A 24,786-nucleotide genomic window follows, 5' to 3' on the forward strand; every position below is an offset into this window, starting at 1 on the left:
ACAGCCGAGCCACCTCCGTGGACATCGTGGCCGGCGGCTCCAGGAAGAAGGCGGTCGCGTGCGAGGGCACGGCGGCGGCGTGCGCGCACCGTGTCCCTCCTCCGCCGCGCCTCGGGCTGTGGTCAGTCCGCCGCGGGCGACAACCGAGTCACCTTGCCGTCGGTATCGGCCTCCAGATAGCCGGACTGGTTGTACTCGTCGCTCAGGTAGACGGCCATACCGGCCGGGGTGTCGAAGATGTCGTTGGGCTGTCGCACCAGCAGATAACGGTTCTCGGGATCGGGGACGTTGAGCTTCTTCTCCGCCTCCTTCAGGAGTGCGGGAACCTTGTCCCAGTCGAAGTCGTCGAGGCTCACGGGCTGTTCACCGCCGGCGAGGGTGCCCTTGATGATGCCCTTCTCCACGCCCTGCCCGGGGCGGTAGGTGTACGTGTCGTACTTCGTGTCACTGCCCTCGACCATGAGCTGCGCCGACACGAATTCCGGATAGACCGTGAAGTCCCCGAACGTGTCCCGGCCCGTCTCCTCCTCGAACGCCTTGATCGCGGTGCGGATGCCGTCCGGGGTCAGCAGGTCCGTGACCTCGGCGTCCTTCGGCTGCTGGGTCGCCGGGACGGCATCGGCCGATGAGGCGGTCGACTTCGACGCCGAGGCGGTCGACGTGGCACGCGCGTCCGAGGCGCGACTGGCGGCCCCCACGGGCAGCAGCCACCACAGCAGGACCAGGGCACCGGCGAGCGAGACCCCCGTTACGCCCAGCAGGACACCGAGGCGCGGTGCACGTCGGCGTACCGGGCCCACGGGTGCGGTCACACGCTGGTGCGGGGCCTGCCCCAACGGTGACTGCATGGGAGGCGGGCCGAACCCGACGCTGGTGGCATGGCCCGGGCCGGGAGAGCCTGTGCCGCCCCCGGTGGGAGACAACGGCGCGGCAGGGACGCCGGCCGGGGCGAACGTGGCCGACTTTCCGACGCCGCCCGGGTGTGGAGGAAACGGGTGGGCGGACGACGACGGCGGATTCAAGGGATACGAGGTGGGCTCGTCCCATGTCGCCGGAGCGGTCGACGCCGACTCGATCCCGGCAAGTCGCTGGTCCAGGACGGCTGCCGACGGCCGGGCCGACGGATCCCGCACGAGCACGCTCATCAGGACATCGCCCAGGGCGCCGGCGCGCGCCGGGGGCGCGACGTCGTCGTTGAGGACCGCGGCGAGGGTGGCCAGGGTGGTGCCGCGGCGCAACGGGTGGTGGCCCTCCACCGCGGTGTACAGCATCATCGCCAGCGACCACAGGTCGGAGGCGGAGCCGCCCTCGTGCCCCGAGATCCGCTCCGGTGCCATGAAGTCGGGCGTACCGATGACAGAGCCGGTGGCGGTGAGACCGGTCGTCTCGCGGATCGCGGCGATACCGAAGTCGGTGAGGACGGGACGCCCGTCGGGACGCAGCAGCACGTTGGCAGGCTTGACGTCCCTGTGCTGGATCCCGGCGTCGTGCGCGGCGGTCAGCGCGGCCAGTACCTGCCGGCCGATGCGTGCCGCCTCGGCCGGCGGCATCGGGCCCTGGGCCAACCGGTCGGCCAGCGAGCCACCGCTGACCAGTTCCATCACGATCCAGGGGTAGGTACCGTCACCGCCGTCGACTATGTGGTGGATGGTGACGACGTTGGGATGGTCGATGCGGGCCAGGGCCCTGGCCTCACGCAGCACCCGCTCGCGCAGTGCCCGAGCGCCGTCGGGGTCGTACTCGGCGAGGTCCCGGTCGGGCGGGCGGACCTCCTTGACCGCCACGAGCCTGTGCAGCACCAGATCCCTGGCCCGCCAGACCGTCCCCATCCCGCCACCGCCCAGGCGGGTCTGCAACTCGAAGCGCCCGTCGACGACTCGTCTACCGGGCCCTCTGTCGTCCTCGTTCATGGGCGCGAGCTTAGTTGCCGTGACCGACGGCCTTCACCGCCCGGTGAACCGGCCGGGCCGCCCGCGCGGCGCTTGCGGCGCTGGTGGTGTCGCCGGTCGGGGGCCGGACACCCACCGGTCCGGTCTGTCTGGTATGTCCGGGTGATGTTCGGCGGCGGTCAGGCGCAGTCGGGGACGTCGGGCAGTCGGTTTGCCGGGTAGTCGATGTCGCCGCATATGGCCTGGCTGCCTTCGTCGGCCCGCAAATTCACGTTCGTGGCCCAGGTGTTGTGGACGCGGTCCGCGGAGGCGGCGGCGGAGGCAGTCGTGCGCCGGTTCAGAGCGCCAGGGTCATGAGGAGGCGGTCCTCGCCGGGGCCGTAGTAGTGCCGTCTGGGCTCGCCGGGGCTCCGGACGAAGCCCAGGGACTCGTAGAGCGCGATGGCCGGGTCGTTCTCCGGCTTGACGCCGAGCCGGACGGTGCGCGCGCCCTCCGCCCGTAGTTTGGCCATAGCTTCCTTCATCAGCTGCCGCGCCAGCCCCCGTCGGCGAGTACCGGGAGCGACGCCCAGGGTCAGGATCCAGCTCTGCCCTTCGCTCGGCGGTGTGGCCAGCACGTATCCGCACAGACGGTCGCCGTCGTGGACCACGAACAGGTGGTCCGGGAGGGCGTCGAGGAACTGGCGAAGGACGAAGTGGGGATAGGGCAGGTCGGGAAAGACTTCCCCATCCAGGAGGACAAGTTCGGACATGTCCTGTTCAAGGGCGGTGCGTACCCGCAGGGACGGGCGAGTGGCTGGCATCGAACCAGAATCGCCCAGCGATTCGGGCCGTTCAAGTACCGGCGTCAACCCTGTCGCACCGAGTGCTGCCATGCGCCCCTCATGCCTCTTCCTCCGCGAGGCAATCGCAGTCAACAGGGCCTGGGAAACGAGCCTGTTGATACCTTGGGGCATGTCTTTGGGATCATCGGGTAAACCGGGGCAGTTGAACGCGGAGGCACGGTGGGACGCTTTCGACCCCGTGGCCTACGTCCAGAAGAACTACCGCACCCTGCTCCCCGTCGACGCGGAGATCTTGTCGATCGTCCGCGCCCACTTCAGTCGTCACTTCCGCGGTCTGCCGGGCGTACGCGTCCGGGGCGTCGACGTGGGCGCCGGGGCCAATCTGTATCCGACCTTCACGATGCTTCCCTGGTGCGACGAGATCACCTTGCTGGACCGGTCGACGCCGAACCTGCACTACCTCAAGCAGCAGTTCGACCGTCACGACCACGCCTGGGACGCGTTCTGGCGGGTGCTGTGCCAGGACGACGCCTATGCCGCGATGGCCGACGGCCCCTGGAAGCGGTTCGGCGAAGTGGCGCAGGTCGAGCAGGGCGACATCTTCGCCCTGGTCGACCGGCCGGAACAGTGGCAGATCGGGACCATGTTCTTCGTCGCCGAATCCCTCTCCACCTCCTACGAGGAGTTCCACGAGGGTGTGGCGTGCTTCCTGCGGTCCCTCACCCCGGGAGCGCCCTTCGCGGCGGCCTTCATGGAACACTCCGAGGGCTACTGGGTGGGAGAAACGCCGTTCCCCGCATGTGACGTGAGTGAGTCCGACATCCGCGACAGCATCGAGGGATACGCCGAGCGTCTGCGGATGTACCGGGTCGGTGAGCCGGGGGAGGTGCGTCCGGGATACACGTCCATGATCCTTGCTTGCGGTTTCCGTCGAACGGGTAACCCCTGAAGGGCCCTTACGGCGGGGCGAAGCGATCTGTGAGGGGGCACAGAAATGCAGATCAAGCCGCGTCAGCACCTGCTGGACATGTGGCATGCCGTCGCCCGTCACTCCTTCGACGGCGGCGAGTGGTCCTGGGGCGAGTGGGGCGGCCGCAGCAGCGTGGCGGACGCGGAGCGGCTGCTCTGTCTCCTGTATCCGGCGACGGAGATCGCCGCGTTCCGTCTGGACGCCCCGGACACCACTGAGCCGGACGTGGTGAAGGCTCTCAAAAGTGTGGGCGGCGCCAGTGACATTCCGGTGCGCCTCCTCGAGGTCCTCGGCGACTTCATGGAGAGGCACCGCGGCGAGGAGGGCCCCCGCTTCGCCGGCGGTCACTACTTCGCCCCGGAGGATCCCGAGGCACAACTGAGCGGGGAACAACGGGACATCGACGTCGTCGACTCGTACTCCATGTCGGTGAGCCTGTGCCTGGCGACCCTCCACTTCTGCCAGGTGTTCCGGGGCAGGACCCAGCGGGCATCCACCCTGGCCCGCCTCGAACGGCTCAGGGAAGACGCCGGCGTCCGGCTCACCGCCGCGATGGTGGGTCTGCTGCGCTCCTTCACCGTCGACGTCGTCGACGTCTCCTCCGACCAAGGGCAGGCGCTCGCCCAGTTGCTCGGCCGCGGCGGGCTCTCCGACCGGCAGGTCCTGCAGCGTTTCCAACGCCGTTTCACCTCGCTGCGTGCTCTGATCACCGAGAACCTGAGACTGGGCCTCGACGCCGACGTCAGGGACCAACTGCGTGACGAGAACCGTCTGTTCGAGTGCGGCTGGGCGTGGAGCGTGGTGAAGGGAGCGCCCGAGATCGAACTGGATCCGCCGACCGCCCGCGCGATCGGCGCACAGCCCCGGGGCGTCGCCCACCCCGTGCCCTACCTCCACTTCACCGTCGTCGCCCTCGACGGCATCATCGACCTCTTCTCCGAGCGCACCCTCGTCCTCGGCCTGCTCACCGCCGAACAACAGAAACTGAGCGACGCGCTGCGGCTGCGCTGGGAACTCACCCAGCAGTACTGGTCCGCCATCGCCCTTTTCGACGACGTCTGGCCGCTCGAGGACATCCCCTGGCGCACGACCCTCCAGCGACTGGAGTCGGAGTACTTCTCGCTCACCGTCGTCTCCATCCTCGTCCACGACCGGATGCGCCGTCCCTCCGCCGACCACGACCTCCCCCGCATCATCGGCGTCGTGGAACGCCTCGCCGAACGCGGCCGGATCACCACAGGCACCAGCCGCGCCGACCCGGCGATCGGCCTGCACAACCCCGGGGTCACCATGCCGCTGCTGGGCAGCGAGGCCCTCGGGCCGGCCATGGCATGGACGATGAACGACTTCTCCACACAGTTGCTCAAGCGGACCATCCAACTCTGCTCCCTGTCACGGGACTTCGCCTCCAAGGACCGGTTGCTCAGGCTCGCCGAGGGCGTCCTCGACCATGTCTGGGGGCGCCGCATCGGGGACGGCGAGGGCGTCGGACTCTGGGACGACATGCCGCCCGCCCGCCCCCCGTCACCCGTCCGCCAGGGGCCGTTGTCCTGGAGCATCACCGAGCGCGTCGCCGAGTGCATGGTCGCCGCGCACCACCTGTACGACCAGCCTCCGATTCCCAGCCCCACGCTGTCCGAGCTGGCCCGGGACATGATCGGCGAGGCCGCACACCTCCTCGGCAGGGAGCAGGAGGGGCATCCCGCTCCCGCCCCCAAGAGCCCCCAGGGAGAAGAGATCAAGGGCATCGAGGCAGACCTGCGCCGCGCCCGGCGACTGGTCGACACACAGCCCGGCACCGCCTACGCGCTCGCTTCGGGCGTTCTGGTGCGGCTCGACGCCCTCGCTCGCGCCCGGGGGGTGTGAGCCGTGCTCGTGTTCGCCGCTTCCGACAAGGGAGGCACCGGCCGCTCCGTCACCAGCGCCAACCTCGCCTACCACCGCGCTCTCGACGGGGACGACGTCTGCTTCCTGGACTTCGACTTCGGATCGCCCACGGCCGCCGCCGTGTTCGACGTGCCCGACGTCCTGGCCGAGGCCGAGGGGCGGGGCCTGCACTCGTATCTGCGGGGCAGCACCGGTGAACCGTTCCGGGTCGACGTCTGGAGCCGCACCGAGCACCCCGATCTGCGCGCACGCCCAGGTGGATCCGGACGGCTCGTCCTGATCCCAGGCGACCGGACCGGCGGAGAGTTCGTCACCGACGTGGAGAACCTCCACCGTTGCGTCGACCTCGTGCTCAGTCTGAAACGCGAATTCGACGTCATCGTCGTGGACTTGAGCGCCGGGCGCAGCTACGCGATGGACCTGGCACTCGCCGCCACCTCACCCCGTGGCGGTCTCGGCAGGCTCAAGCACCGCTGGCTCGTCTACCACCGCTGGACCCGCCAGCATGTGAGGGCGGCTGCCGAACTGGTCCACGGAAGACACGGCGTCGTGCAGGGCGGCACGGCGATGGGCCACCGGCGCGACACCCTCACCGGATCGATCCGCTACGTCCGGGCGGCCGTACCCGATCTGGAGGCGCCGCTGTGGTCGCAGGTGTCGCCCGCGCAGTACGCGTGGATGCGGCAGTGCGACAGGGAGCTCGAGGAACTCGCCGCCGCCCGTCAGGCCGGTCGCACCAGGGTGCTGGCGTCCATTCCACTGGAGCCCGTCCTGCAGTGGCAGGAGAGGCTCATCACCGAGGAGGACGTGCACGACCGCAGGATCGCCAACATCGAGACCTGGCAGGCCATGATCGAGCTCGCACGGAAAGTGTCCGACGACACGTGCTGGGGGCAACTGTGAACGGTGAGGCCGTCTTCCGCGAGACCAGCGCGGACCCCCGCACGCAATCCGTGCCCTACTCCCACCTCTCCCTCGAACTGGGCCACTTGTACATGGAGGACTTCGCTGAGGGAGCCCATCGGCTGCGCCACCACTTCGAGACCGTACGGCCCTGGGTGGACGCCGCCAGGGCGGGCCTCGGCCCGTCGCACGCGGGCGGAAACCCGCGGATCAGTACCTGCTTCCTGATCGACGACTACTTCTCCCGGCTCGCCACCCCCGCCGTACTGATTCCACCGCTCCTGCAAGCCGCGGCCGGGGCCGGCCTGACCATCGACTACCTGGCCCGTGAGTCGGGATGCGCCGCGGCCGATCCCGGGCGCCAGGACCGGACCGAACTCGCCGAGTGCGTCCTGCACCGGCTGGTGGAGTCCCCGCCGCCCGGCAGCAACGGTTTCCGGCCGCCCGTCAGCCGCACGGGCTGGCTCAGCAACGGCCGCCGCGCTCCCGCCCAGCGCACCTCCGCGGCCCTCGACCCCGCCGGAACCGTCTGGCAGCCGCCCAGCGAGACCGGCGCGCGCGGTCACTCCGTCTTCATGGACGTCGAACTGTGGAACGGCCCCGAGGAGGAACGCATCTGGTCCTGCGCGTTCCTCGCCTCCGTCTGGCAACTGGTCCGCCTCGGACTGCTGCGCGACAAGGGCCGGGCGGTGCTCACCCCCATCCCCTGGGACGACAGGGAGTTCCCCGATGAATGGGACGCGCTACCTCCCGTCCTGCGCCTCAACCCCCGGGCCGCTCCCTTCACGGCGTACGTCACGTGCAGCGTGCTCCCCGTTCGTTTCCTGCCCGTCGAGCATGCCGTACGCGTGATCCTCGACCAGATCCAGGTCGACGCCGAGGCGCTCGGGCAGGTCGCCGCACGGTCCGCGGCGGAGGGCTTCGCCGTGCCCGCGGAAGTGGTGCAGCGCACCTCCTACGTCTTCCCGCCGGGGCTGTGACGTGAGCGGCCTGGGCACCCCCTCCGGTCCGGTCCTGCTCTGCGGTGAGGTGCGCACCTGCCTGCTGCCCACCCGGGACGCGGTGGACGAGCGGGTGGCCGTACGACTGCTGGGGCTGCGCGCCGACGAACACGTACGGGTCTCACGGCATCCGAACCGGCACGCCGTCTCACCGGACGTCCTCACTGGCGTCGACTGCCGGCTGCCCGCCACCGCGGGCGTCCGCAACCGAGCGGTGGGCACGGTGACGGCCCGCGCGACGCTCACCGAGGGCCGGGTCCTGCAGTCCACGGCATACTTCTGCGCCTGCGCCTCCGGTCCTGACCGGCGTCGGCCCTGGGGCTACTACCTCGTTCGGCCGGGATGGCTGATCCCGGTCGGCCCCTTGCCCGAGAAGTCGGTCAACGAAGGCTTCCTGGAGGGAAACCGGCACGGTGAGCTGGATGTCGGCTCGATCGCCGAGAGTCTGCTGGCGAGGATCTCCCGGCAGCACACGTGTCTCGACCACGACGTCCCGCTCACCACCACCGACACCAGCCTGCGCTGGACGGCGAGAGCGGCCGTCGACGGGCAGCAGGCGGCGTTGGCGTTCGCCAAGGCCGAGAACGGCCTTCGGGTCGTCGAACTGCGGCTGCCGCGCGGCACAGCGCCCGCCGCGGCGGCCGAGCTGTGCGAGGACCTCGCCCTGCACGACTGGCTGCTGACGACCGTCGCGGAGAAGCTCGACGGACTGCGGGTCGGCGCCGGGGACGATCAGCCCGTCCTGAAGGTACTGCGTCCCCTCGTCGACCACCTGCTGCACCTGTGGATGCCGAAGGCCCGCGTCGACCGCGGCCTGCACACCGCCTGGGAGGCGCTGGAGAACGGCGCGGGTTACAGCAGGCAGTGGAGCACACTGACGCAGCGCATCCGCGACCAACTGGCGCTCCGGGCAATTGCCGGGCGGATCCAGGTGCCGACCCCGCCCTGACCGGGAACCATCTACGAACACCTGGCGGGGAGGGGCGGGTATGGACGGGGAGCCGGGCACACGGACGGGAGTGCAGATTGCGCCCGTGGTGCTCAAGACACTGATCACCGTGGTCGTGGGCACGGTCGCCTATGTCGTGACCAACCTGATCGACCAGTCCCAGGACGAGCTGTGGAAGCTCGCCATGTCCATCGTCATCGGGGGCTCGGCGCTGATCGTGCAGTACATGGTCGACTTCGAGAAGCGCCTGGACGCGGTGGAGACGGGCCAGCGCACCCAGACGCGAGAACTGCACGACCACTACACCCGGCTCAGCGACGCGGCCGGGCTCCTGCACGAGCTCGACGAAGTGGGAATGAGCACCGACGACGTCAAGCGGCTGATCAGGGGTGCGACCCAGGTGGGACGGCACGGCACGGACCTGGTGAAGGACTTCGCCCGTGCCGAGATCACGAGCCTCGCCTCCGTCGTCACGGACCTCACCGGAAGGACGGCCCACTGGCAGCGGGACAACAACGAGTGGCTCATCAGCCTCACCAAGATCGCTCGGAGCACCATCGATGCCACGAGCAGCTCCGTCGACCGTCCCTTCTGGGACACCGACCCCGCGGGCCCGTACCTGGACGCGCAGATCGAGGCGATGCGGCGCCGCCATGTGAGCATTCGTCGTCTCTTTATGATCAAGGCGGCCGAACAGGGGGACGAGCAGTTCATGGAGCGCTTCATGGAGCTCTGCCAGGAGCAGCGTGACCTGCGCATCAATGTGCGTTTCATGGTCCTCCCGGAGCAGCGGAGGCGTACCGGTCCCGCCACGCGAGACGTCGTGATCTTCGATGACGCGCTCTGTCTGGAGTACACCACCGACCACCAGGGCAGCAACGTCCGGACCAGGCTCGACGCGATCACCGACAGCGTCCGTGACGAGGTCAGCCGCTTCGACACCCTGTGGGAAAGCGCCACCGAGCCCAGCCGCAACCCCCCGCCGCCGCCCCCACCGCGATGAGGCTGCTCGCGGCTGTGCGACGCCTCCCGCCTCACCCGGTCGTCAGAAAATTATCTTTTGGTGCGCCTTATCCGGTTTCGTGACGGTATCGGATGGTGAGTCGGAAGGGGCGAGCGAACGCGACCACAGAGAGAACGGTGAGGTAAGTGATTACCCGCGAGCAGATACCGACCGTGCTCGACCACCCCGTCCACGACACCGACGGCACCAAGATCGGCGATGCCAAGCACGTCTTCCTGGACGACGCCACGGGTCGGCCCGAGTGGGTCAGCGTCAAGACCGGCCTGTTCGGCACGAGCGAGTCTTTCGTGCCCATCCACGACGCCTCCATCGTGGAAGACCACCTGGAGGTCCCCTACGCCAAGGACACGGTCAAGGACGCGCCCAACGTCGATGTCGACGCGGGCGGGCACCTGTCCGAAGAGGAAGAGCACCGCCTGTACGAGCACTACGGCATCGACTGGGACGCGGCCTGGCAGCAGGCCGACAGGCCTGGCGATGCGGGTCGGGCCCACACCGGTACCTCCGGTGACGTGGGACCCCGCGAGACGACCGGGACGCCCGGCACCCCGGGCACGCGTGCGGGCACCCCGGGCACGCGTGCCGGCACCGATGACGCGATGACGCGTTCGGAGGAGCGCATGACCGTCGGCACCGAGCGCCACGAGGCCGGGCGGGCGCGGCTGCGCAAGTACGTCGTCACCGAGGAGGTGCAGCAGACCGTGCCGGTGCGCCATGAGGAGGTCCGCGTCGAACGTGAGCCGATCACGGACGAAAACCGGGACGCGGCCCTCTCCGGCCCCGAGATCAGTGAGGCCGAGCACGAGGTCACCCTGCACGAGGAGCGCCCCGTGGCGCAGACCGAAACGGTGCCGGTGGAGCGGGTGCGCATGTCGACCGAAGAGCGCACCGACGAGGAGACGGTCCGCGGCCGGGTTCGCAAGGAGCGGATAGAAGCCGAAGGCACCGAAGACGCCCAAGGCACCGACCAGCGCAGGCGCGACGAATAAAGCCATCGCCCGCGCCCCGTTCGCCCGGCCGCTGGGGACCGCGGCTGAAGGTGCGCCTGTCAGCCGAAGACGACCCTCCCGGCGACCCGGACAGGCGTACGTCGGGCGTTCGCTACGAGAAGGGATTCGACTGCCATGACACAGGTGGAGCAGCCCCTCACAGACGCTGGCATCAAGGTCCGCCAGGTCAACCACTACCAGTTCAGTTGGGTGGCCGGCGAACCCGGCCAGCGCGGAACTCTCACCCTTCAACTCGTTCTGGACGAGGGAGCCGGGGAAGAGGTCCTCACCGTCGACGCGGACGACGCCGATGTCCTGAGGGACCTCCTCGAGCACAATGAGACCGTCCAGTACGACGTCCCGCGCCACACCCTCATGTTCGGCGTGACGCCCGCCGGCAGTTGACCCCCGGCGCCCCACCGGCCCACCGCGCGGGCTTGGCGTGGCCCACGGGACAGGCCCTACCCGGGGGGTTCGGTGTCCGCCGCGTTCGACGGCTCCGGTACGACACCGGGCAGTGGGGCCATCGTCCAGTGCTCACCCTCCCGGGTGATCGTCTCGTTGAGGCGGACGGGCGTGTCCCCGGCGCGTGCGGTGCCGGTCAGGTCGACGCTCCACACATTCGCGAACTCCGAGGTGCGGCTCCATCGGACATCCCAGTCCTGGCCACCGTACGCCTTGACACGGGCACGGGCGTCCTCGTCGCCGTGAGGGTGGGCGCCGAGAAGACGGGCCAAGCCGGCCTCGTCGGACTCGTTGAGGAGTTCGACGTATGCGCGCAGGAAGCGGTCCTGGTCCGCCAGGTCCGGCGCCTTCGTCCCATCGCCGCACGAGGTGATCAGCACAGCGCAGGGCACCATCATGAGCAGGCCGAGGCGACGCCGCCACGAGCGACGGCCACCCCTGTCGGGTGCGGAAGGAGTCTTACGCCGCGTCCGGATACTGCGCCCCAAGGCTGCTCACCGACTTCCGAAGAGATATGGGTCGGATCGTAGATGAGATGGGGGAGGGGTCGCATGCCAAACCCCGGCCTCGGGCCGAAGTGCCTGCGAGGCGTTCTACCGTCGATGGAACCGTACTTCCGGGAAGCGCTCCGTGGGCCGGTCCAACAGGGGTGTGTTCCTGCCGCGCAGGTGTGTGTCGACGAACGCGGCGAGATAGGCGCGGGTGATGGTGTCGACGCGCTCACCGTCGAGGGCTTGGAGCGGTGCGCCGAGTTGCTCGGCCAGGGGTGCCAGATCGGTGAACGAGAGGTGTTCGGTGTCGTCGACCGTCAGCCAGCGCTTCCATCCGGTCAGTTCACTCCAGGTCTCGTCCCAGGTCGGGTCAGGACCGGCGGGTACATGGCTGGGCTTGCCCAGCATCAACACCGGCCGGTCCAGCGGGGTGTTGTTGGGGAACCGGAAATTGCCGTCCATGTTGGCGGCCGCTTTGATGCGCGGGTCGCGCAGCATGGCCGGGATCGTGCTGAATCCGCCGGCTGAGTGCCCGACCATGGCGATGCGGTCGGTGTCGATGAGAGCGCCGTCCTTCCAGGCCGGTCCGTCTCCGGTGAGTTCGTCGAGCAGAAAGGAGATGTCCTGGGCGCGGACGGCGCCGACCTTGGGATAGTCGGTGTCCGCGCACGCCACACACGGGGTCGTGTGTCCGTCGGGGAACGAGATGCCGGCGGCCTCGAAGTTGTGCCCTGTCCCGGCGACGGCGTAGCCACGACTGGCGAGGTCCTCGGCGAGGCCGGTGAGCGTGGCGCGCGGCATGCCGAACCCCGGCGACAGCACGACGAGGGGCAGCCCGCCCCGCGGTCGCGACGGCGCGGCGTCCACCGTGGAATGGGTCACCACCGTGCTGAACAGATCTGCCGGCAGGTCCAGTTCGGTGCTCGCGACGTACTGCTTGGACTCCTCGTCAGTCATGTAGGGCGCGGGCGTGCCCGAGGGCCTCACGGCCGGGTACCAGAGGGAGACCATCAACTCCCGGTCGACGTCGGGCACCCACGGATCGGAGCGGCCCTCGTCCTTCAGGTGAACGGTGGTCATGCCGACGGGGTGGTGCCCGGACGGCTGGGGCAGCACCAGCGAGGCTCTGGGCGGTCGTTGCGTCTGCGGGTCGGCCTGGGCGGTCGCGGTCCATGGAACTCCTGCCAGAACCATGGCGACAACAGCACCCACAAGGGATGTACGTTTCACGGAAATCCTTCCGTCGATGTCTCACCGAGAAAGAGCGTCGATGCCTGAACGCTATGGACGGCAGGCGCGTCGGCCATCAACCTGTGGATCCACTTCGGGTGCCGCCGTACATCCCCGGAGTTACATCCCCGGACGGGCCTCGAAGACGTCTTCGACCTTCTCGGTCAGTAGGGTGGCCTGCCGGTCCGGCGCAGGTGGCGGTGGCGTTCGGCGTAGGCGAGGTCGTCGCGCCAGAGGCGGCCGGCGGCTGTGCGGATCAGCGGGCGCAGGAGGGGGGCCAAAGTGCGGGCCAGGGAGAAGCCGGGCCGGTCGGAGGTGGCGATGACGGCTTCCGCCACGGCGGTGCGCGGTCGGCCCAGGAGGTCGGCGCCCAGAGGGGTGGCATGGGTCTCCACCACGGATCCGGCACCTTCCCCGTCCGTGATCCGCATGAGGACGGTGCGCGGCTCTGGGGCGGTGAACTCCGCCCGTACCGGTACGACGATGCGCCGGGTGAGGCGGAAGGAGACGTCGACGACCAAGGAGTCGCCGGCCTCGCCGCCGTCTTCGCTGTCTCCGGGGGTCCGTACGACGGTGAGGTCCACGAACGAGTACGGGTGGAACCACGCGCCGTGCCAGGGATCGAGGCGGTTCGCCATGACGTCCTCCGGTTCGCAGCTTCCCACGCCCGTCCAGACCGTGTGGAGGGACGCCGCGGGTGCGGGCCTGGCCGGTACCACCGGGGCGGGCAGGGGGTTTTCCCCGCCGGCCGTGTCCAGTCTGACCCACACCAGTACGCCGTCGTCGTGGACGGGCAGCGGTTTCCAGCCGGCGTGTGTCGATCCGTCCAGGGACAGGCCGTGCCAGTGGCAGACCAGGGTGCCGCAGCGTACGGGGCTGAGCGCCAGGGGTGCGCCGAGGTGGGGGCACTGGCCCGGACCGCCGACCAGGCGTCCGCGCGCGTCGCGCCAGACCACGACCTCGGTGCCGGCGATGGTGCCCGACAGCGGGCGGGTGGAGGTGAGGTGCGCCGTGGCGCCGACCACGAACCAGTTGCCCGACGGCCGCGCCAGAGCGCGCTGGAGTGCGTGCCCGATGAGGGCGGGCCGTGCCTGCTGCCAGGTGGGTGCCTGGCGTTCCCAGCTCACCGGGCGGCGGCGCAGACGAAGCGGGTAGCGGGCGTTGCGCGGGCTCGCGTCGCGGTTCATCCGGGCTCCTCGACGGGTTGACTCGATCGTGTGATGGTCGACTTCCTGGCTTACGGTGCGCTGGGCCGCCCTGGTTGACGTGATCGCGCGTTCTGGGACGCCGGGGTCCCGGGATCGGATCACGCACGGGACGCGTGTCGCTGCCCCGGGGTCGAGCACGCCGGGGACCAGCACGCTCAAGACCGTTCGGGGCGTGCGGCTGAGCAGAGTTCACTTGTGCTCAGTCTTCAGGAACGGTCGGGCGAGCCGTGGCCGTAGGGATCGGGCGGGCGCCGGCCGGGGCGGCGGGGGTGGCCCCGCCGCCAGGGCGCCGTGCGGTGAGCCGGGCGGCCGTGAGCCGGGCCAGTCCGTCCGCGGCGACGGCCGCGCGCCGGCGCCGGGAGACCGCCGCGCGCCGGTGCAGTACCGGGTAGCCGTCGTCGGCGATGGCGTCGAGGATGCCTCCGTAGAGGACGTAGGCGGCCCGGATGCAGGGTCGCGCCACCGGGTCCAGCAGGGGAAGGCCGGGTGCGGCCTGCCGGTAGACGGCCCGGGTCATCGCTTCCGCGGCTCGCAGTGCGGCTGTGATGCGTCTGTCCCGGCGTCCGGTGCTTCTGCTCCAGTGCAGCAGGTCCCGGTCGACGCCGTGGGCGGTGAGCAGGTCTTCGGGCACATAGACACGGCCGCGGTCCAGGTCCTCACCGACGTCGCGCAGGAAGTTGGTGAGCTGGAAGGCCACGCCCAGCGCGGCCGCGTACGGGGCCGCCTCGGCCTGGGGCCCCACGGTGCCCAGCACGGGCAGTATCTGCAGTCCGATGACCGCGGCCGAACCGTGCATGTACGTGTACAGGTCGTCGTACGTGGCGTACGCGCCGACGGTGAGGTCGCTGCGCATCGACGCCAGGAAGTCGGTGAAGTGGATGGGGGCGATGGCGTAGCGGGCGGCGGTGTCGGAGACGGCCAGGACGACCGGCTCACCGGCCGCCGGGTCCCCGTCGAGCGCCTGCCGCAACCGTGTCTCCAGCCGGTCGAGGGCTGCCGCGCGCTGCGCGGGCGCGGCCGACTCGCCCACGTCGTCGACGATGTCGTCCGCCCACCGGGCGAAGCCGTACAGCGCGTGCACGGCCGGTCTGCGTGCCGCGGGCAGCAGACGGGTGGCCAGGAAGTAGGTGCGGCCGTGGCGGGCGTTGAGCCGTCGGCACCTCAGGTAGGCGGAGCGCAGGGCCGGGTCCGTGATGTGGGCGGCGTCGAGTTCGCGGTGGCTCATCGCCCCGGCTCCCGCGAGGCCGCGGCACGCCGGTGCCACGGGCGTGGGGACGGCGTACCGGTGATCCGTGCCGCGGCCAGCCTGCCGGAGATCAGTACGGTCGGCACGCCGACCCCGGGCGTGGTCCCGCAGCCGGCCAGGACGACGTTGTCCACGCCGCGCACCAGGTTGCGGGGCCGGAACGGACCGGTCTGGGCGAGGGTGTGGGCGGCCGAGAAGGGCGTGCCGGCGGCATGGCCCTGCGCGGTCCAGTCGGCGGGTGTCACCAGGCACTCCTCTTCGATGGCGGAGGCGATCCCGGCCATCCCCCGGCGTTCCAGGGTGACGAGGAGGCTGTCGCGGTAGCGGGGAGCGAGCTCCTCCCAGGCCGAGGCCGGCATCCCGGCCTCGGTGTTGGGGCAGGGCGCCAGGATGTAGTGCAGATGGCGTCCCCCGGGTGCCAGGCCGGGGTCGCCGGCGGTGGGGCGGGTGATCAGCAGGGACGGGTCACTCATCAGGCTGCCCGCCCGGGTCAGCTCCTCGAAGGTGCGCCGCCACGCGGCGCCGAAGGAGAGCGTGTGGTGGGCCAGGTGTGGCCAGGTGCGGGTGGTGCCGACGTGCAGGACGACGGCCGAGGGGGCGTAGCGCAGACGGACCGGGCGGCGCGGACTGCGGCCCAGCAGCCGGTGGGCGACGGGCAGGTCACACGTCAGGACGACCGCGTCGCACGGAATGCGCTCCTGCCCGGTGCACACCGCCGTGACCCGGTCGCCCAGCCTCTCCAGGCGTGTGACCTCCTGGCCGAAGCGCAACTCGGCACCGGCGTCGGCGGCGGCGTCGGCCAGGGCGCGGGGCAGGGCGTGCATGCCGCCGCGCGGGAAGTACACGCCGGCCACGGTGTCCATGTACGCGATCACGGCGTACGCGGCCAGGGCGCGCGACGGTGCGACACCGGCGTACAGGGACTGGAAGGAGAACACCCGCCGCAGGCGTTCGTCGGTCAGGAACCGGGCGATGCGCGTCTCCAGCCTGCCGAATCCGCCCAGCGCGGCGAGCCGCGCCAGATCGGGTGTCAGCAGGGCCAGCGGGGAGTCGAAGTTGACGTCGATGAAACGGCGCATCTGCAGCGCGTACAGCCGTTGGAGCCAGTCCCGCAGCCGCCGGTAGCCGGCCGCTTCCCGGGCCCCGGCGAACCGCTCGACCTCCGCCTCCATCGCGTCGGCGTCGGTGTGGACGTCCAGGAGGCTGCCGTCGGCGAAGCAGGCCCGGTAGGCGGGGTGGAGGGGGACGAGGTCGACGCGGTCGGCAAGGCGCTCGCCGACCGCCGCGAACGCCTCGTCGGCAAGCTGCGGCATCGTCAGCACGGTAGGTCCGGTGTCGATGCGGTAGCCGCCGAGGTCGCGTCGTCCTGCCCGGCCGCCGGGCAGGCACTCGCGTTCGACGACGGTCACCCGCCGACCCGAACCCAGCAGGTGCAGGGCCGCCGACAGGCCCGACAAACCCGCGCCCACCACCACGACGTGGTCCGTCCGGCCGCGTACCGTCCTCATCGCCGCCCCCTGTGGGCGCCCAGCGGCCCGGCCGCGTCGTCCGCCACCCGGGCTGCCGGTCCGGGCCCGCAGCCGGCCGCCGCCCGCAGCAGCTCCCGCAGCCGCCCGCCGGCCGGCTCGGGAACGGCGGCGTCCGTCAGCCGACCGACCCCGCGGGCGCCGAACCGCTCCGCCCGCCGTTGCACCGCCTGCCGGGCTCCGGTGCGCTCCAGCACCCGCCGCACCTCGGCGAGCCGTCCCTCGGCCAGCCGCCGGGCGCCCACACAGTCGGCCAGCACGGCCAGCGCCTCGGTGTCGCCGCTCGCCTCGGCCCTGGCCCGGGCCAGGGCGACCAGGTAGGTCGGTTTGCCCTGCCGGATGTCGTCGCCCGAGGGCTTGCCGGTCGTGTGCGGTGCACCGAACACTCCGTCCAGGTCGTCACGGAGCTGGAAGGCGATGCCCGCACAGCGACCGGCCGCCGACAGGATCTGGCTGGTCCGCGCGTCGGCCCCGGCGAGCGCGGCACCGAGCGCCATGGGCCGTTCGACCGAGTAGAGCCCGCTCTTGAGGCAGGCGATCCGTACGGCGCGGGCCGCGCAGGACATCCCGGTCACCTGGCCGTGCAGGTCGAGGTACTGTCCGGCAACCATCTCGGTGCGCATGACCCGCCAGATCTCCCGCACGGCGTCGGCTGCCAGCGCCGGCAGCATCGTCCCGGCGACGACGTCGTCCGCCCACGCCAGTGCCAGGTCGCCGACGAGAACCGCCGCGGCCTTCGCGAAGTCCGGGCCGGCCGCGGGGTACTGGCGACCGACATCGGTGTGCAGCGCCGGACGGCCACGGCGCAGAGGGGCGTCGTCCATCACGTCGTCCTGCACCAGCGCGCACGTCTGCAGCACTTCCAGGGCCGCCGCGATCCGCAGCACGGCCGCGGTGTGCCGGGTGTCTCCGGCACCGGCACGGAAGGACCACCACAGCAACTGGGGGCGGATCATCTTGCCGCCGTGCAGGGTGAAGGCGGCGAGCCGGGCGGCCAGGTCCTCGCCGAAGACGGTGTCGAGCGTCCGGCAGTGGGCCATGCGCTCGTCGATGATCTGCTCCAGGCAGCGCCGGACGGCGGCGGGCACGTCGGAGTCCACGGCCGCCGGGCGCGGGGCGCACGGCCCCGGCCGGCCCCCGGCGCGGGTGAGCGCCGGCGGCCGGGTCCCGTCGGGGGTGAGTGGCGGCGGCCGGGTCCCGTCGGAGACGTCATGGGCTCCGCTGGAGAGCATCCCGTTTCCTCTCGTAGGCAGCAGGGGGCTTCCCTCCGTGGTTCGGCCGCACACAGCGCTTCGGTTGTGCCGCCGCCGTAACACGGGGAAGCCCGGGGGCGCGCGGAGCACCGGGGGCCTGCCGGACGGCACCGCGCTGTGCGGCATGTCGGCGGGGCAGGAGAGGGGCGCCCGCGCACCGCGCGCCGCCGACACCGGGCCTGCCCTCCGTCCCGGCCGCCCACGCCCGGGTGCCGCACGCCCCGATGCCTTCCCCGCGGCGGCCGGTGTGCCGCGGCCGGGGCACCGAATGGCCCCCGCCTCCACCCGTTCGGCGGGCATCCTCGCCAAGCGGACCCGCGTGGCACGCATCCGGCGGCGGGGCCCGGCCGGAATACTCCGGGCAAGCCACCGACCCGGTGGACGAGCTGCCGTACCGGAACACTCCGACCCAGCCGCCGCCCCCGGCGGACGATCCGAAGGCCGAGATGGGTGCGAGCCGGGGCGAACCCCGGCGCAGGAGCGGAGGAGGAGTGGTCGAGTCGGACATCGTCATCGTCGGCGGCGGCGCCGCAGGGCTGTCCCTGGCGCATCGCCTGCCCGGCGACACGCTCCGGCGGCGGGCGGTGTCCGTCGTCCTGGTCGACGCGCCGGCCGGACCTCTGCCGACACCACCGCGGACCTGGTGTTTCTGGGAAGCGGGGCCCGGCCGCTACGACACCGCGGTGACGGCATCCTGGCAGTGGCTGCGCGTGCACAGCCGGCGCGGAACGGCCGTGCGGCGCTCCATCGCCCCCCTGCGCTACAAGATGATCCGCTCACACGACTTCGAGGCGCTGGTCAAGGGCGACCTGGCCCAGCGGCCGTGGATCCGACGCGTCGAGGGGACCGTCCACGAGGTCGCGGCCCCGCCCGGCTGCCCGGCGAGGGTGCGAGCGACGGACGCCGCAGGCGCCCGAATCGAGGTGGCGGCCCGCTGGGTGTTCGACTCCCGCCCCCCGCACCGCCCGCCCGCCGCCCGCACGCACCTGCTGCAGCACTTCCGCGGCTGGTTCGTCCGCACCCGGCGGCCGGTGTTCGACCCGGACGTGGCCGACCTGATGGACTTTCGCACACCCCAGCCGGCACACGGACTGTCCTTCGGCTACGTCCTGCCCACCAGCTCCCACACCGCCCTGGTCGAGTACACCGAGTTCGGCCCCGCGCCGCTGACCGCCGACGCCTACGACGCCGCTCTGGAGCACTACACACGCCACGTCCTGGGCACCGGCCCGCTGCGGATCCGGGCCACGGAACAGGGAGTGATCCCCATGACCGACGCCGTCCTCACCGACCGCCCCGCACCCACGGCCGACCGCACCGCACCCAGCGTCTTCCGCATCGGAGCCGCCGGCGGCTGCACACGTCCCTCCACCGGCTACACCTTCGCCGCCATCCAGCGGCAGACCCGGGCGGTCGCCCAGGCCGTCCGCGCGGGCCGCCGTCCCGCGCCACCGCCGCCCCATCCGAGGCGGGCCCGGATGATGGACGCCGTCCTCCTGCGCGCCCTGGACACCGGCCGCCTCGACGGCCCCGACTTCTTCTTCCACCTGTTCGACCGCGTCCCTGCGGCGCGGCTGCTGCGGTTCCTGGACGGGCGCACCCACCTGTACGAGGACCTCGCGGTCGGCGTACACGCCCCGCTGGCACCGATGCTGCGCACGGCCGCGGAACTGCCGTGGGTGCCCCGCCGCCCCGCCTCCTGACCGGCCTGCCGCGGCAGGCGCCTCTCGTACGAGGAGTCCCTCATGACCTTGCTGCACGATGCGGCGCTGACCGAAGCGTTCGACCGCGGCGCCGGCAGCTACGACCGCCTGGTGCGGCTGAACCCGGGCTACCACGCGCACCTGCGCCGCTCCGCCCGGCGCCTTGCTCTGGCCACCGGCACGGCCGCCCACCGGGTGCTCGACCTCGGCTGCGGCACGGGCGCCTCGACCGCGGCCCTGGCCGCCGCCCTGCCACGCGCGCGCATCGTCGGGGTGGACGCGTCGGCGGGCATGCTGCGCAGGGCCGCCGCCAAGAACTGGCCGGCCCGGGTGAGCTTCGTCCACGCCCCGGCGGAGGACCTGGGCGCGGCCGGTGTGCGTGGCCCGTTCGACGCGGTCCTCGCCGCCTACCTCTTCCGCAACCTGGCCGACTGCGACGCCGTACTGCGTACGGTGCTCGAACTCCTGGCACCCCGTGGCCGGCTCGCGGTGCACGAGTACACGCTCAGCGGGCGGCGCGTGGACCGTGCGGTGTGGTCCGCGCTCTGCTCGGGCGTCATCCGGCCGCTCGGCGCGGCCACCGGCAACGGCGGGCTCTATGACCATCTGCGGCGCAGTGTCATGGAATTCGACACCGCTCCGGCGTTCGGCGAGCGGATGCGCCGGGCCGGCTTCGACCACGTCCGCGTGCTGCCGCTGCGGGGCTGGCAGACGGGCATCACGCACACCTTCCTCGCCCGGCGACCTCCCGCGCCCCAGGCCGGTGCCCGGTGAACGGCCCCACCCCCGCCGGGCCGCCCGGCCGGGACCGGCGGGCGCAGGCGGTGCCCGTCCGACCAGGAGCACACCGGATCCTGGCCGATCCGCCGGCCACGGCGGTGATCGGCGGCGGCATCGCCGGTCTGGCCGCCGCCACGGTGCTGGCGGAGCGGGGCGTGCGCGTGGAGCTGTACGAACGCGAGCCCTTCCTCGGCGGCCGGGTGGCGGGATGGCCCATCACCCTGCCCGACGGCAGCAGCGCCACGATGAGCCGGGGCTTCCACGCCTTCTTCCGCCAGTACTACAACCTGCGGGCCCTGCTGCGCCGCGTGGACCCCGACCTGGGCATGCTGACCGGCCTGCCCGACTACCCCCTCAAACACAGCAGCGGCCTGTGCGACAGTTTCCGCCGCGTCCCGCGCACCCCGCCGTGGAACGCGCTGGGCTTCGCGGCGCTCAGCCCCACGTTCCGGTTCGCGGACCTGCTGTCACTGCGCCCCGCCGCCGCCCTGCCCCTGCTGGACGTCCGTACCCGCCGGGTGCACGAGGACCTCGACCGTCTCAGCGCCGACGCCTTCCTGGACGCCGTCCGCTTCCCCAGGGCCGCGCGGCATCTGGCCTTCGAGGTGTTCTCCCGCAGCTTCTTCACCGATCCCCGTCAGCTCTCGGCGGCCGAGATGGCGCTGATGTTCCACATCTACTTCCTCGGCTCGAGCGAGGGCCTGCTGTTCGACGTGCCCCGCGAACCCTTCCCCGCCGCTCTCTGGGAGCCGCTGGCGGCCAACCTCACCCGCCAGGGCGCCGCACTGCGCACGGCCACACCCGTCGAAGCCGTCCACCCCACCCCCGACAGCCGGTACCTCGTGGCCGACACCTCCGCCACCCGGCTCTTCGACGCCGTGGTGCTGGCCATGGACACCGATGGCCTCAGGGCCGTGGTGAGCCGCTCCCCACGGCTCGGCGACCACACGTGGCGCGACCGGATCGCACGGCTGCGCACGGCCGCGCCGTTCCTGGTGTCCCGGCTCTGGCTGGACCGCCCCGTGGACCCCGCCCGCCCCGGCTTCCTGGGCACCAGCGGCTACGGGGCGCTGGACAACATCAGCGTCCTGTCCCGATGGGAGGGCGAGGCCGGACGCTGGGCCGCACGCACCGGGGGCTCAGTCGTCGAACTCCACGCCTACGCCGTACCGCCGGCCACCGACCGTGACAGCGCTCAACGGACTCTCCTGGCGCAGTTGCACCGCGTGTACCCGGAGACACGCCGGGCCCGAGTCGTCGCCGCCCGGCACGAGTGGCGGGCGGACTGCCCCCTCTTCCCCGTGGGCGGCTACACCCACCGTCCCACGGTACGCACGCCCGACCCGGCCGTCGTCGTCGCCGGCGACCTGGTCCGCACCGACCTGCCCGTGGCCTTGATGGAACGCGCGGCCACCTCCGGCTTCCTCGCCGCCAACACCCTGCTGGAACGATGGAAGGTGCGCGGGGAGAACGTATGGACAGTCCCCGATCGCGGCCGCTCGGCACTGCTGCGCGCCCTGGTGGCCCGCCGCCGGCCGGCGAGAGGACCACATCCATGAACCGCCGAGGAGCACGAAAAGTGATCATGGCCCCAACGCACGAACTCTCCCCTGTCGTCGCGGGCCGTTCATTCACCTCGTTCTCACCAACCCGAGTCGTCCCACTGGTCCAGCAGGCTGTCGGCCGCCGCTCCGTCGGCGTCGGACACCGGACCGTGAAGCGACTGCTCCGTCCAGATGACCTTGCCCCGTGCCATGTAGCGGGTGCCCCAGCGTTGGGCGAACTGGGCCACGAGGAACAGCCCCCGCCCGCCCTCGTCGGTCGTCGTCGCCCGGCGAAGGTGCGGTGAGGTGCTGCTGCCGTCGGCGACCTCGCAGATCAGACTCTCGCGGTCGTGCAGCAGCCGCAGACGGATCGGGTCGGTGCCGTAACGGATGGCGTTCGTGACCAACTCGCTGATCATCAACTCGGTCGCGAAGGCCAACTCTTCCAGCCCCCAGGACTCCAGCCGGCGGGCGACAGCCGCACGGACGCCGGCGACGGCGGCGGGATCACCCGGCACGTCCCAGTCGACGACCTGGGAAGGGTCGAGCAGGTGGGTACGAGCGACGAGCAGAGCGACGTCGTCGCTCGGGCGGGCCGGAAGCAGGGCCTCGAAGACGTCCCGGCAGGTCTCCTCCGCGGTCCGGCCCGGATGCGCGAGAGCGCCGCGCAGAGCTTCCGGACCGTCGTCGGTACTCCGGGCCCGGTCCTCGATCAGACCGTCGGTGTACAGGACCAGCCTGGACCCTTCGGGCAAGGTGAGCTCGGCGGTCTCGAAGGGAAGCCCACTCCCCAGACCGAGCGGCGGGGAGCCCGGTATCCGTAGGTACTCGACGGTGCCGTCGGGGTGCACCAGGGCCGGCTCCGGATGGCCGGACCGGGCCAGCGAGCACTTCCCGGAGACCGGGTCGTAGATCCCGTAGAGGCAGGTGGCCCCCGTGACGCCGTTGTCGTCCCCGCCCGCGTTCGCCTCGCTGTCGATCCGGGTGACCAGCTCGTCCAGGTGTCCGAGAAGCTCGTCCGGGGAAAGGTCCAGGGCGGAGAAGGTGTGCACGGCGGCGCGTAGCTGGCCCATGGTGGCCGCGGCGTGGAGGCCGTGCCCGACCACGTCGCCGACCACCAGCGCGACCCGGGCGCCCGGCAGGGGGATGACGTCGAACCAGTCGCCGCCCACACCGTCCCGGGCGGGCAGGTAGCGGTGGGCGGTCTCGACGGCCGAATGGTCGGGCAGGGAGCGGGGCAGCAGGCTGCGCTGGAGACTTTCGGCCAGAGTGTGCTCGCGGGTGTAGCGGCGGGCGTTGTCGATGGTCACCGCTGCCCGGGCGGCGAGTTCCTCGGCGAAGACCAGGTCGTCCTCCTCGAAGGGAGCGTTCTGCGAGCGCCAGAAGCTCGCCCTGCCCAGCAGCACACCGCGGGCCTGCAGCGGCACGGTGATCACGGAGTGGAAGCCGTGCGCGAGCAGGCGTCCGACGTGCTCGGGATCCTGGGCGGCCGACCAGCCGCCGGAGACGGCCGGATCGGGCTCCAGGACGGCGCGGCCTCGCTCGGCGGCCATGACCACGGGTGCGACGGGGGCCGGTGCGACCAGCTCGCCGACGGGCCACAGCGACGTTACGCCCTCGACGCCGTGCACCGCCGTGCGGCGCATCCCGGACCCGGACCCGGGCCCGGGTGTCTCCTCGCCTCGCAGGACCGGATGCAGCAGGTCGACGGTGGCGGCGTCGGCGAACCGGGGGACCGCGACCTCGGCCAGTTCCTGTGCCGTACGCGTCACATCCAGCGTGGTACCGATCCGCACACCCGCCTCGTAGAGCAGCCACAGCCGCTCCCGGGCCACCTCGGCCCGCCCCGCCAGGGAGCGCAGTTCGGTGGTGTCACGGAGCGTGGCCACACTGCCCGCCGGGCCGCCGCCCGGGTCGACCGGCCGCATGTTGACGGCCAGCAGACGGTCGCCGACCCGGTGCACCTCGTCGGTGACCGTTCGCCCCGATTCCAGCAACCCGACCGTGCCGGACTCCAGGCCGAGTTCGGTGACACGGCGTTGCTCGGCATCCGGGGGCAGTTCCAGCAGGCGTCGTGCCTCGTCGTTGGCGAGCAGGAGCCGTCCGTCCCCCGCGATGATGAGCACTCCTTCCCGCACCGCGTGCAGCACCGCGTCGTGGTGCTCGTACATCCGGGTCATCTCGGACGGGTCCAGACCACGGGTCTGCCGTCGCAGCCGCCAGGAGACCAGTGCCGTCCCGCCCGCCGCGACCCCGAGGGCGCCGCCGGCGAAACCGAGCAGGTTCGGTAGCTGGCCCCGCACCACCTCGTTCACGCTGTCCACCGTGACGCCGGCCGACACGAACCCGACGATGGCCGTACCGTCGGTGTCACGCACGGGCACCGTCGAGTCAACGGAGAGTCCGAGACTGCCCTCGAAGGTCTGGGTGAAGGGTCTGTCGGCGGCGGCTCCCATACGCTGCGCGAAGATGTGCTTTCCGATCAGCCCGGGATCGGGATGGGTCCAGCGGAAGCCGTTCGGGTCGAACGCGACGACATAGTCGACTCCGGAGTCCGCACGGGCTTTCTCCGCGCGCGCCTGCATCAGCGCAGTGGGGTCGTCGGATTTCATGGCCGCCAGGGTCCCCGGGGCGTTCGCGAAGGCCTGGGAGACCCCGAAGGTCAACTGCCGGGCCTCCTGAGTGCCGGCGTTCCGTTCCTGCACGACGAGAGCGACGCCCGCGGCGGTGGCGAACAGCACCATGATGACGAGCTGCAACAGGAACACCTGGCCCGCGACGCTGCGGACCCGCGGCAGGAGGTGCGAGCGCGGCTTCGGCGGCCGGTCACCGGCCTCCCGGTTCTGGTCGCTTCCCCGACCACAAAGACTGGCCATGGCCGTTTCCTGTCTCTCACAGCTCTCCACCGACTACGGCTGCTCCGGGCCCGGGCGGTGAGTCCGCC

The 24,786-nt window shown here is 71.6% G+C and carries 20 protein-coding genes; 11 read left to right on the forward strand and 9 right to left on the reverse strand.

Going from position 1 to position 24,786, the window contains the following annotated elements; genetic code table 11:
* Positions 1–122: 122 nt before the first annotated feature.
* Together ACFY9I_RS21395 and ACFY9I_RS21400 are read right to left on the reverse strand one after the other, a co-directional pair.
* Complete coding sequence (locus ACFY9I_RS21395; RefSeq protein ID WP_391003849.1) at positions 123–1,910, reverse strand: protein kinase; 1,788 nt, start codon at positions 1,908–1,910, stop codon at positions 123–125.
* 316 nt (positions 1,911–2,226) lie between these two features.
* Positions 2,227–2,691: a GNAT family N-acetyltransferase gene (locus ACFY9I_RS21400; RefSeq protein ID WP_391003850.1), complete on the reverse strand. Its 465-nt coding sequence runs from the start codon at positions 2,689–2,691 to the stop codon at positions 2,227–2,229.
* A 184-nt stretch (positions 2,692–2,875) separates the two neighbouring features.
* Here ACFY9I_RS21400 and ACFY9I_RS21405 point away from each other — a divergent pair, with 184 nt between their 5' ends.
* The 8 genes from ACFY9I_RS21405 (at position 2,876) to ACFY9I_RS21440 (ending at position 10,801) form a co-directional block, all read left to right on the forward strand.
* Entirely contained in the window at positions 2,876–3,622 is a 747-nt protein-coding gene (locus tag ACFY9I_RS21405; RefSeq protein WP_391003852.1) for an SCO2525 family SAM-dependent methyltransferase, read from the forward strand.
* Between the two features lie 45 nt (positions 3,623–3,667).
* Positions 3,668–5,509, forward strand: coding sequence for an SCO2524 family protein (locus ACFY9I_RS21410; protein ID WP_391003854.1), 1,842 nt, complete (start codon positions 3,668–3,670; stop codon positions 5,507–5,509).
* Between the two features lie 3 nt (positions 5,510–5,512).
* The gene (locus ACFY9I_RS21415) at positions 5,513–6,433 is read left to right on the forward strand and encodes an SCO2523 family variant P-loop protein (RefSeq protein ID WP_391003856.1); all 921 of its coding nucleotides are present in this window, start codon (positions 5,513–5,515) and stop codon (positions 6,431–6,433) included.
* Positions 6,415–7,413 (forward strand): SCO2522 family protein, encoded by a 999-nt coding sequence (locus ACFY9I_RS21420; protein ID WP_391003858.1) that lies wholly within the window; start codon positions 6,415–6,417, stop codon positions 7,411–7,413. The genes ACFY9I_RS21415 and ACFY9I_RS21420 overlap by 19 nt, the downstream gene beginning before the upstream one ends.
* A 1-nt stretch (position 7,414) precedes the next feature.
* Positions 7,415–8,383, forward strand: coding sequence for an SCO2521 family protein (locus ACFY9I_RS21425; RefSeq protein ID WP_391003860.1), 969 nt, complete (start codon positions 7,415–7,417; stop codon positions 8,381–8,383).
* 85 nt (positions 8,384–8,468) lie between these two features.
* Positions 8,469–9,386, forward strand: coding sequence for a hypothetical protein (locus ACFY9I_RS21430; protein WP_391003862.1), 918 nt, complete (start codon positions 8,469–8,471; stop codon positions 9,384–9,386).
* A 146-nt stretch (positions 9,387–9,532) separates the two neighbouring features.
* Positions 9,533–10,396 (forward strand): DUF2382 domain-containing protein, encoded by an 864-nt coding sequence (locus ACFY9I_RS21435; RefSeq protein ID WP_391003863.1) that lies wholly within the window; start codon positions 9,533–9,535, stop codon positions 10,394–10,396.
* Between the two features lie 135 nt (positions 10,397–10,531).
* Positions 10,532–10,801, forward strand: coding sequence for a hypothetical protein (locus ACFY9I_RS21440; protein ID WP_391003865.1), 270 nt, complete (start codon positions 10,532–10,534; stop codon positions 10,799–10,801).
* Between the two features lie 56 nt (positions 10,802–10,857).
* On the opposite strand, the gene ACFY9I_RS21445 is transcribed toward ACFY9I_RS21440, so the two are convergent.
* From ACFY9I_RS21445 to ACFY9I_RS21470, 6 genes are all read right to left on the reverse strand, one after another.
* Complete coding sequence (locus tag ACFY9I_RS21445) at positions 10,858–11,241, reverse strand: hypothetical protein (RefSeq protein ID WP_391003867.1); 384 nt, start codon at positions 11,239–11,241, stop codon at positions 10,858–10,860.
* A 213-nt stretch (positions 11,242–11,454) separates the two neighbouring features.
* A complete protein-coding gene (locus ACFY9I_RS21450) occupies positions 11,455–12,546 on the reverse strand; it encodes an alpha/beta hydrolase family protein (protein ID WP_391003868.1) in 1,092 nt (363 codons plus the stop codon).
* Positions 12,547–12,746: 200 nt separating this feature from the next.
* Positions 12,747–13,769 (reverse strand): DUF5914 domain-containing protein, encoded by a 1,023-nt coding sequence (locus ACFY9I_RS21455; RefSeq protein WP_391003870.1) that lies wholly within the window; start codon positions 13,767–13,769, stop codon positions 12,747–12,749.
* Between the two features lie 220 nt (positions 13,770–13,989).
* Positions 13,990–15,015: a squalene/phytoene synthase family protein gene (locus tag ACFY9I_RS21460; protein ID WP_391003872.1), complete on the reverse strand. Its 1,026-nt coding sequence runs from the start codon at positions 15,013–15,015 to the stop codon at positions 13,990–13,992.
* Positions 15,012–16,544 carry a phytoene desaturase family protein gene (locus ACFY9I_RS21465; protein WP_391003874.1) on the reverse strand — a complete coding sequence of 511 codons (1,533 nt, stop codon included), beginning with the start codon at positions 16,542–16,544 and terminating at the stop codon, positions 15,012–15,014. The genes ACFY9I_RS21460 and ACFY9I_RS21465 overlap by 4 nt, the downstream gene beginning before the upstream one ends.
* On the reverse strand, positions 16,541–17,794 hold the full coding sequence (locus tag ACFY9I_RS21470; RefSeq protein ID WP_391003876.1) for a polyprenyl synthetase family protein: 1,254 nt from the start codon (positions 17,792–17,794) through the stop codon (positions 16,541–16,543). Before ACFY9I_RS21470 ends, ACFY9I_RS21465 begins: the two co-directional genes overlap by 4 nt.
* A gap of 512 nt (positions 17,795–18,306) precedes the next feature.
* Here ACFY9I_RS21470 and ACFY9I_RS21475 point away from each other — a divergent pair.
* From ACFY9I_RS21475 to ACFY9I_RS21485, 3 genes are read left to right on the forward strand one after another with little or no spacing between them, the layout of a single operon-like run.
* A complete protein-coding gene (locus ACFY9I_RS21475) occupies positions 18,307–19,518 on the forward strand; it encodes a lycopene cyclase family protein (protein WP_391004251.1) in 1,212 nt (403 codons plus the stop codon).
* A 42-nt stretch (positions 19,519–19,560) separates the two neighbouring features.
* A complete protein-coding gene (locus ACFY9I_RS21480; protein WP_391003877.1) occupies positions 19,561–20,292 on the forward strand; it encodes a methyltransferase domain-containing protein in 732 nt (243 codons plus the stop codon).
* A complete protein-coding gene (locus ACFY9I_RS21485) occupies positions 20,289–21,857 on the forward strand; it encodes an FAD-dependent oxidoreductase (protein WP_391003879.1) in 1,569 nt (522 codons plus the stop codon). The genes ACFY9I_RS21480 and ACFY9I_RS21485 overlap by 4 nt, the downstream gene beginning before the upstream one ends.
* 83 nt (positions 21,858–21,940) lie before the next feature.
* On the opposite strand, the gene ACFY9I_RS21490 is transcribed toward ACFY9I_RS21485, so the two are convergent.
* Positions 21,941–24,718, reverse strand: a complete 2,778-nt coding sequence (locus ACFY9I_RS21490) for a SpoIIE family protein phosphatase (protein WP_391003881.1) — start codon at positions 24,716–24,718, stop codon at positions 21,941–21,943.
* Positions 24,719–24,786: the final 68 nt, after the last annotated feature.

It is taken from the genome of Streptomyces sp. NPDC012510, from assembly GCF_042955065.1.
In the GTDB taxonomy this organism is placed as follows: domain Bacteria; phylum Actinomycetota; class Actinomycetes; order Streptomycetales; family Streptomycetaceae; genus Streptomyces.

What these genes read in the sequence shown, in the direction of transcription:
- ACFY9I_RS21395 (WP_391003849.1), bottom strand. Translation starts at nt 1,910, where the DNA reads ATGAACGAGGACGACAGAGGGCCCGGTAGACGAGTCGTCGACGGGCGC.
- ACFY9I_RS21400 (WP_391003850.1), bottom strand. Translation starts at nt 2,691, where the DNA reads ATGCCAGCCACTCGCCCGTCCCTGCGGGTACGCACCGCCCTTGAACAG.
- ACFY9I_RS21410 (WP_391003854.1), top strand. Translation starts at nt 3,668, where the DNA reads ATGCAGATCAAGCCGCGTCAGCACCTGCTGGACATGTGGCATGCCGTC.
- ACFY9I_RS21440 (WP_391003865.1), top strand. Translation starts at nt 10,532, where the DNA reads ATGACACAGGTGGAGCAGCCCCTCACAGACGCTGGCATCAAGGTCCGC.
- ACFY9I_RS21450 (WP_391003868.1), bottom strand. Translation starts at nt 12,546, where the DNA reads ATGGTTCTGGCAGGAGTTCCATGGACCGCGACCGCCCAGGCCGACCCG.
- ACFY9I_RS21455 (WP_391003870.1), bottom strand. Translation starts at nt 13,769, where the DNA reads ATGAACCGCGACGCGAGCCCGCGCAACGCCCGCTACCCGCTTCGTCTG.
- ACFY9I_RS21460 (WP_391003872.1), bottom strand. Translation starts at nt 15,015, where the DNA reads ATGAGCCACCGCGAACTCGACGCCGCCCACATCACGGACCCGGCCCTG.
- ACFY9I_RS21465 (WP_391003874.1), bottom strand. Translation starts at nt 16,544, where the DNA reads ATGAGGACGGTACGCGGCCGGACGGACCACGTCGTGGTGGTGGGCGCG.
- ACFY9I_RS21470 (WP_391003876.1), bottom strand. Translation starts at nt 17,794, where the DNA reads ATGCTCTCCAGCGGAGCCCATGACGTCTCCGACGGGACCCGGCCGCCG.
- ACFY9I_RS21480 (WP_391003877.1), top strand. Translation starts at nt 19,561, where the DNA reads ATGACCTTGCTGCACGATGCGGCGCTGACCGAAGCGTTCGACCGCGGC.
- ACFY9I_RS21490 (WP_391003881.1), bottom strand. Translation starts at nt 24,718, where the DNA reads ATGGCCAGTCTTTGTGGTCGGGGAAGCGACCAGAACCGGGAGGCCGGT.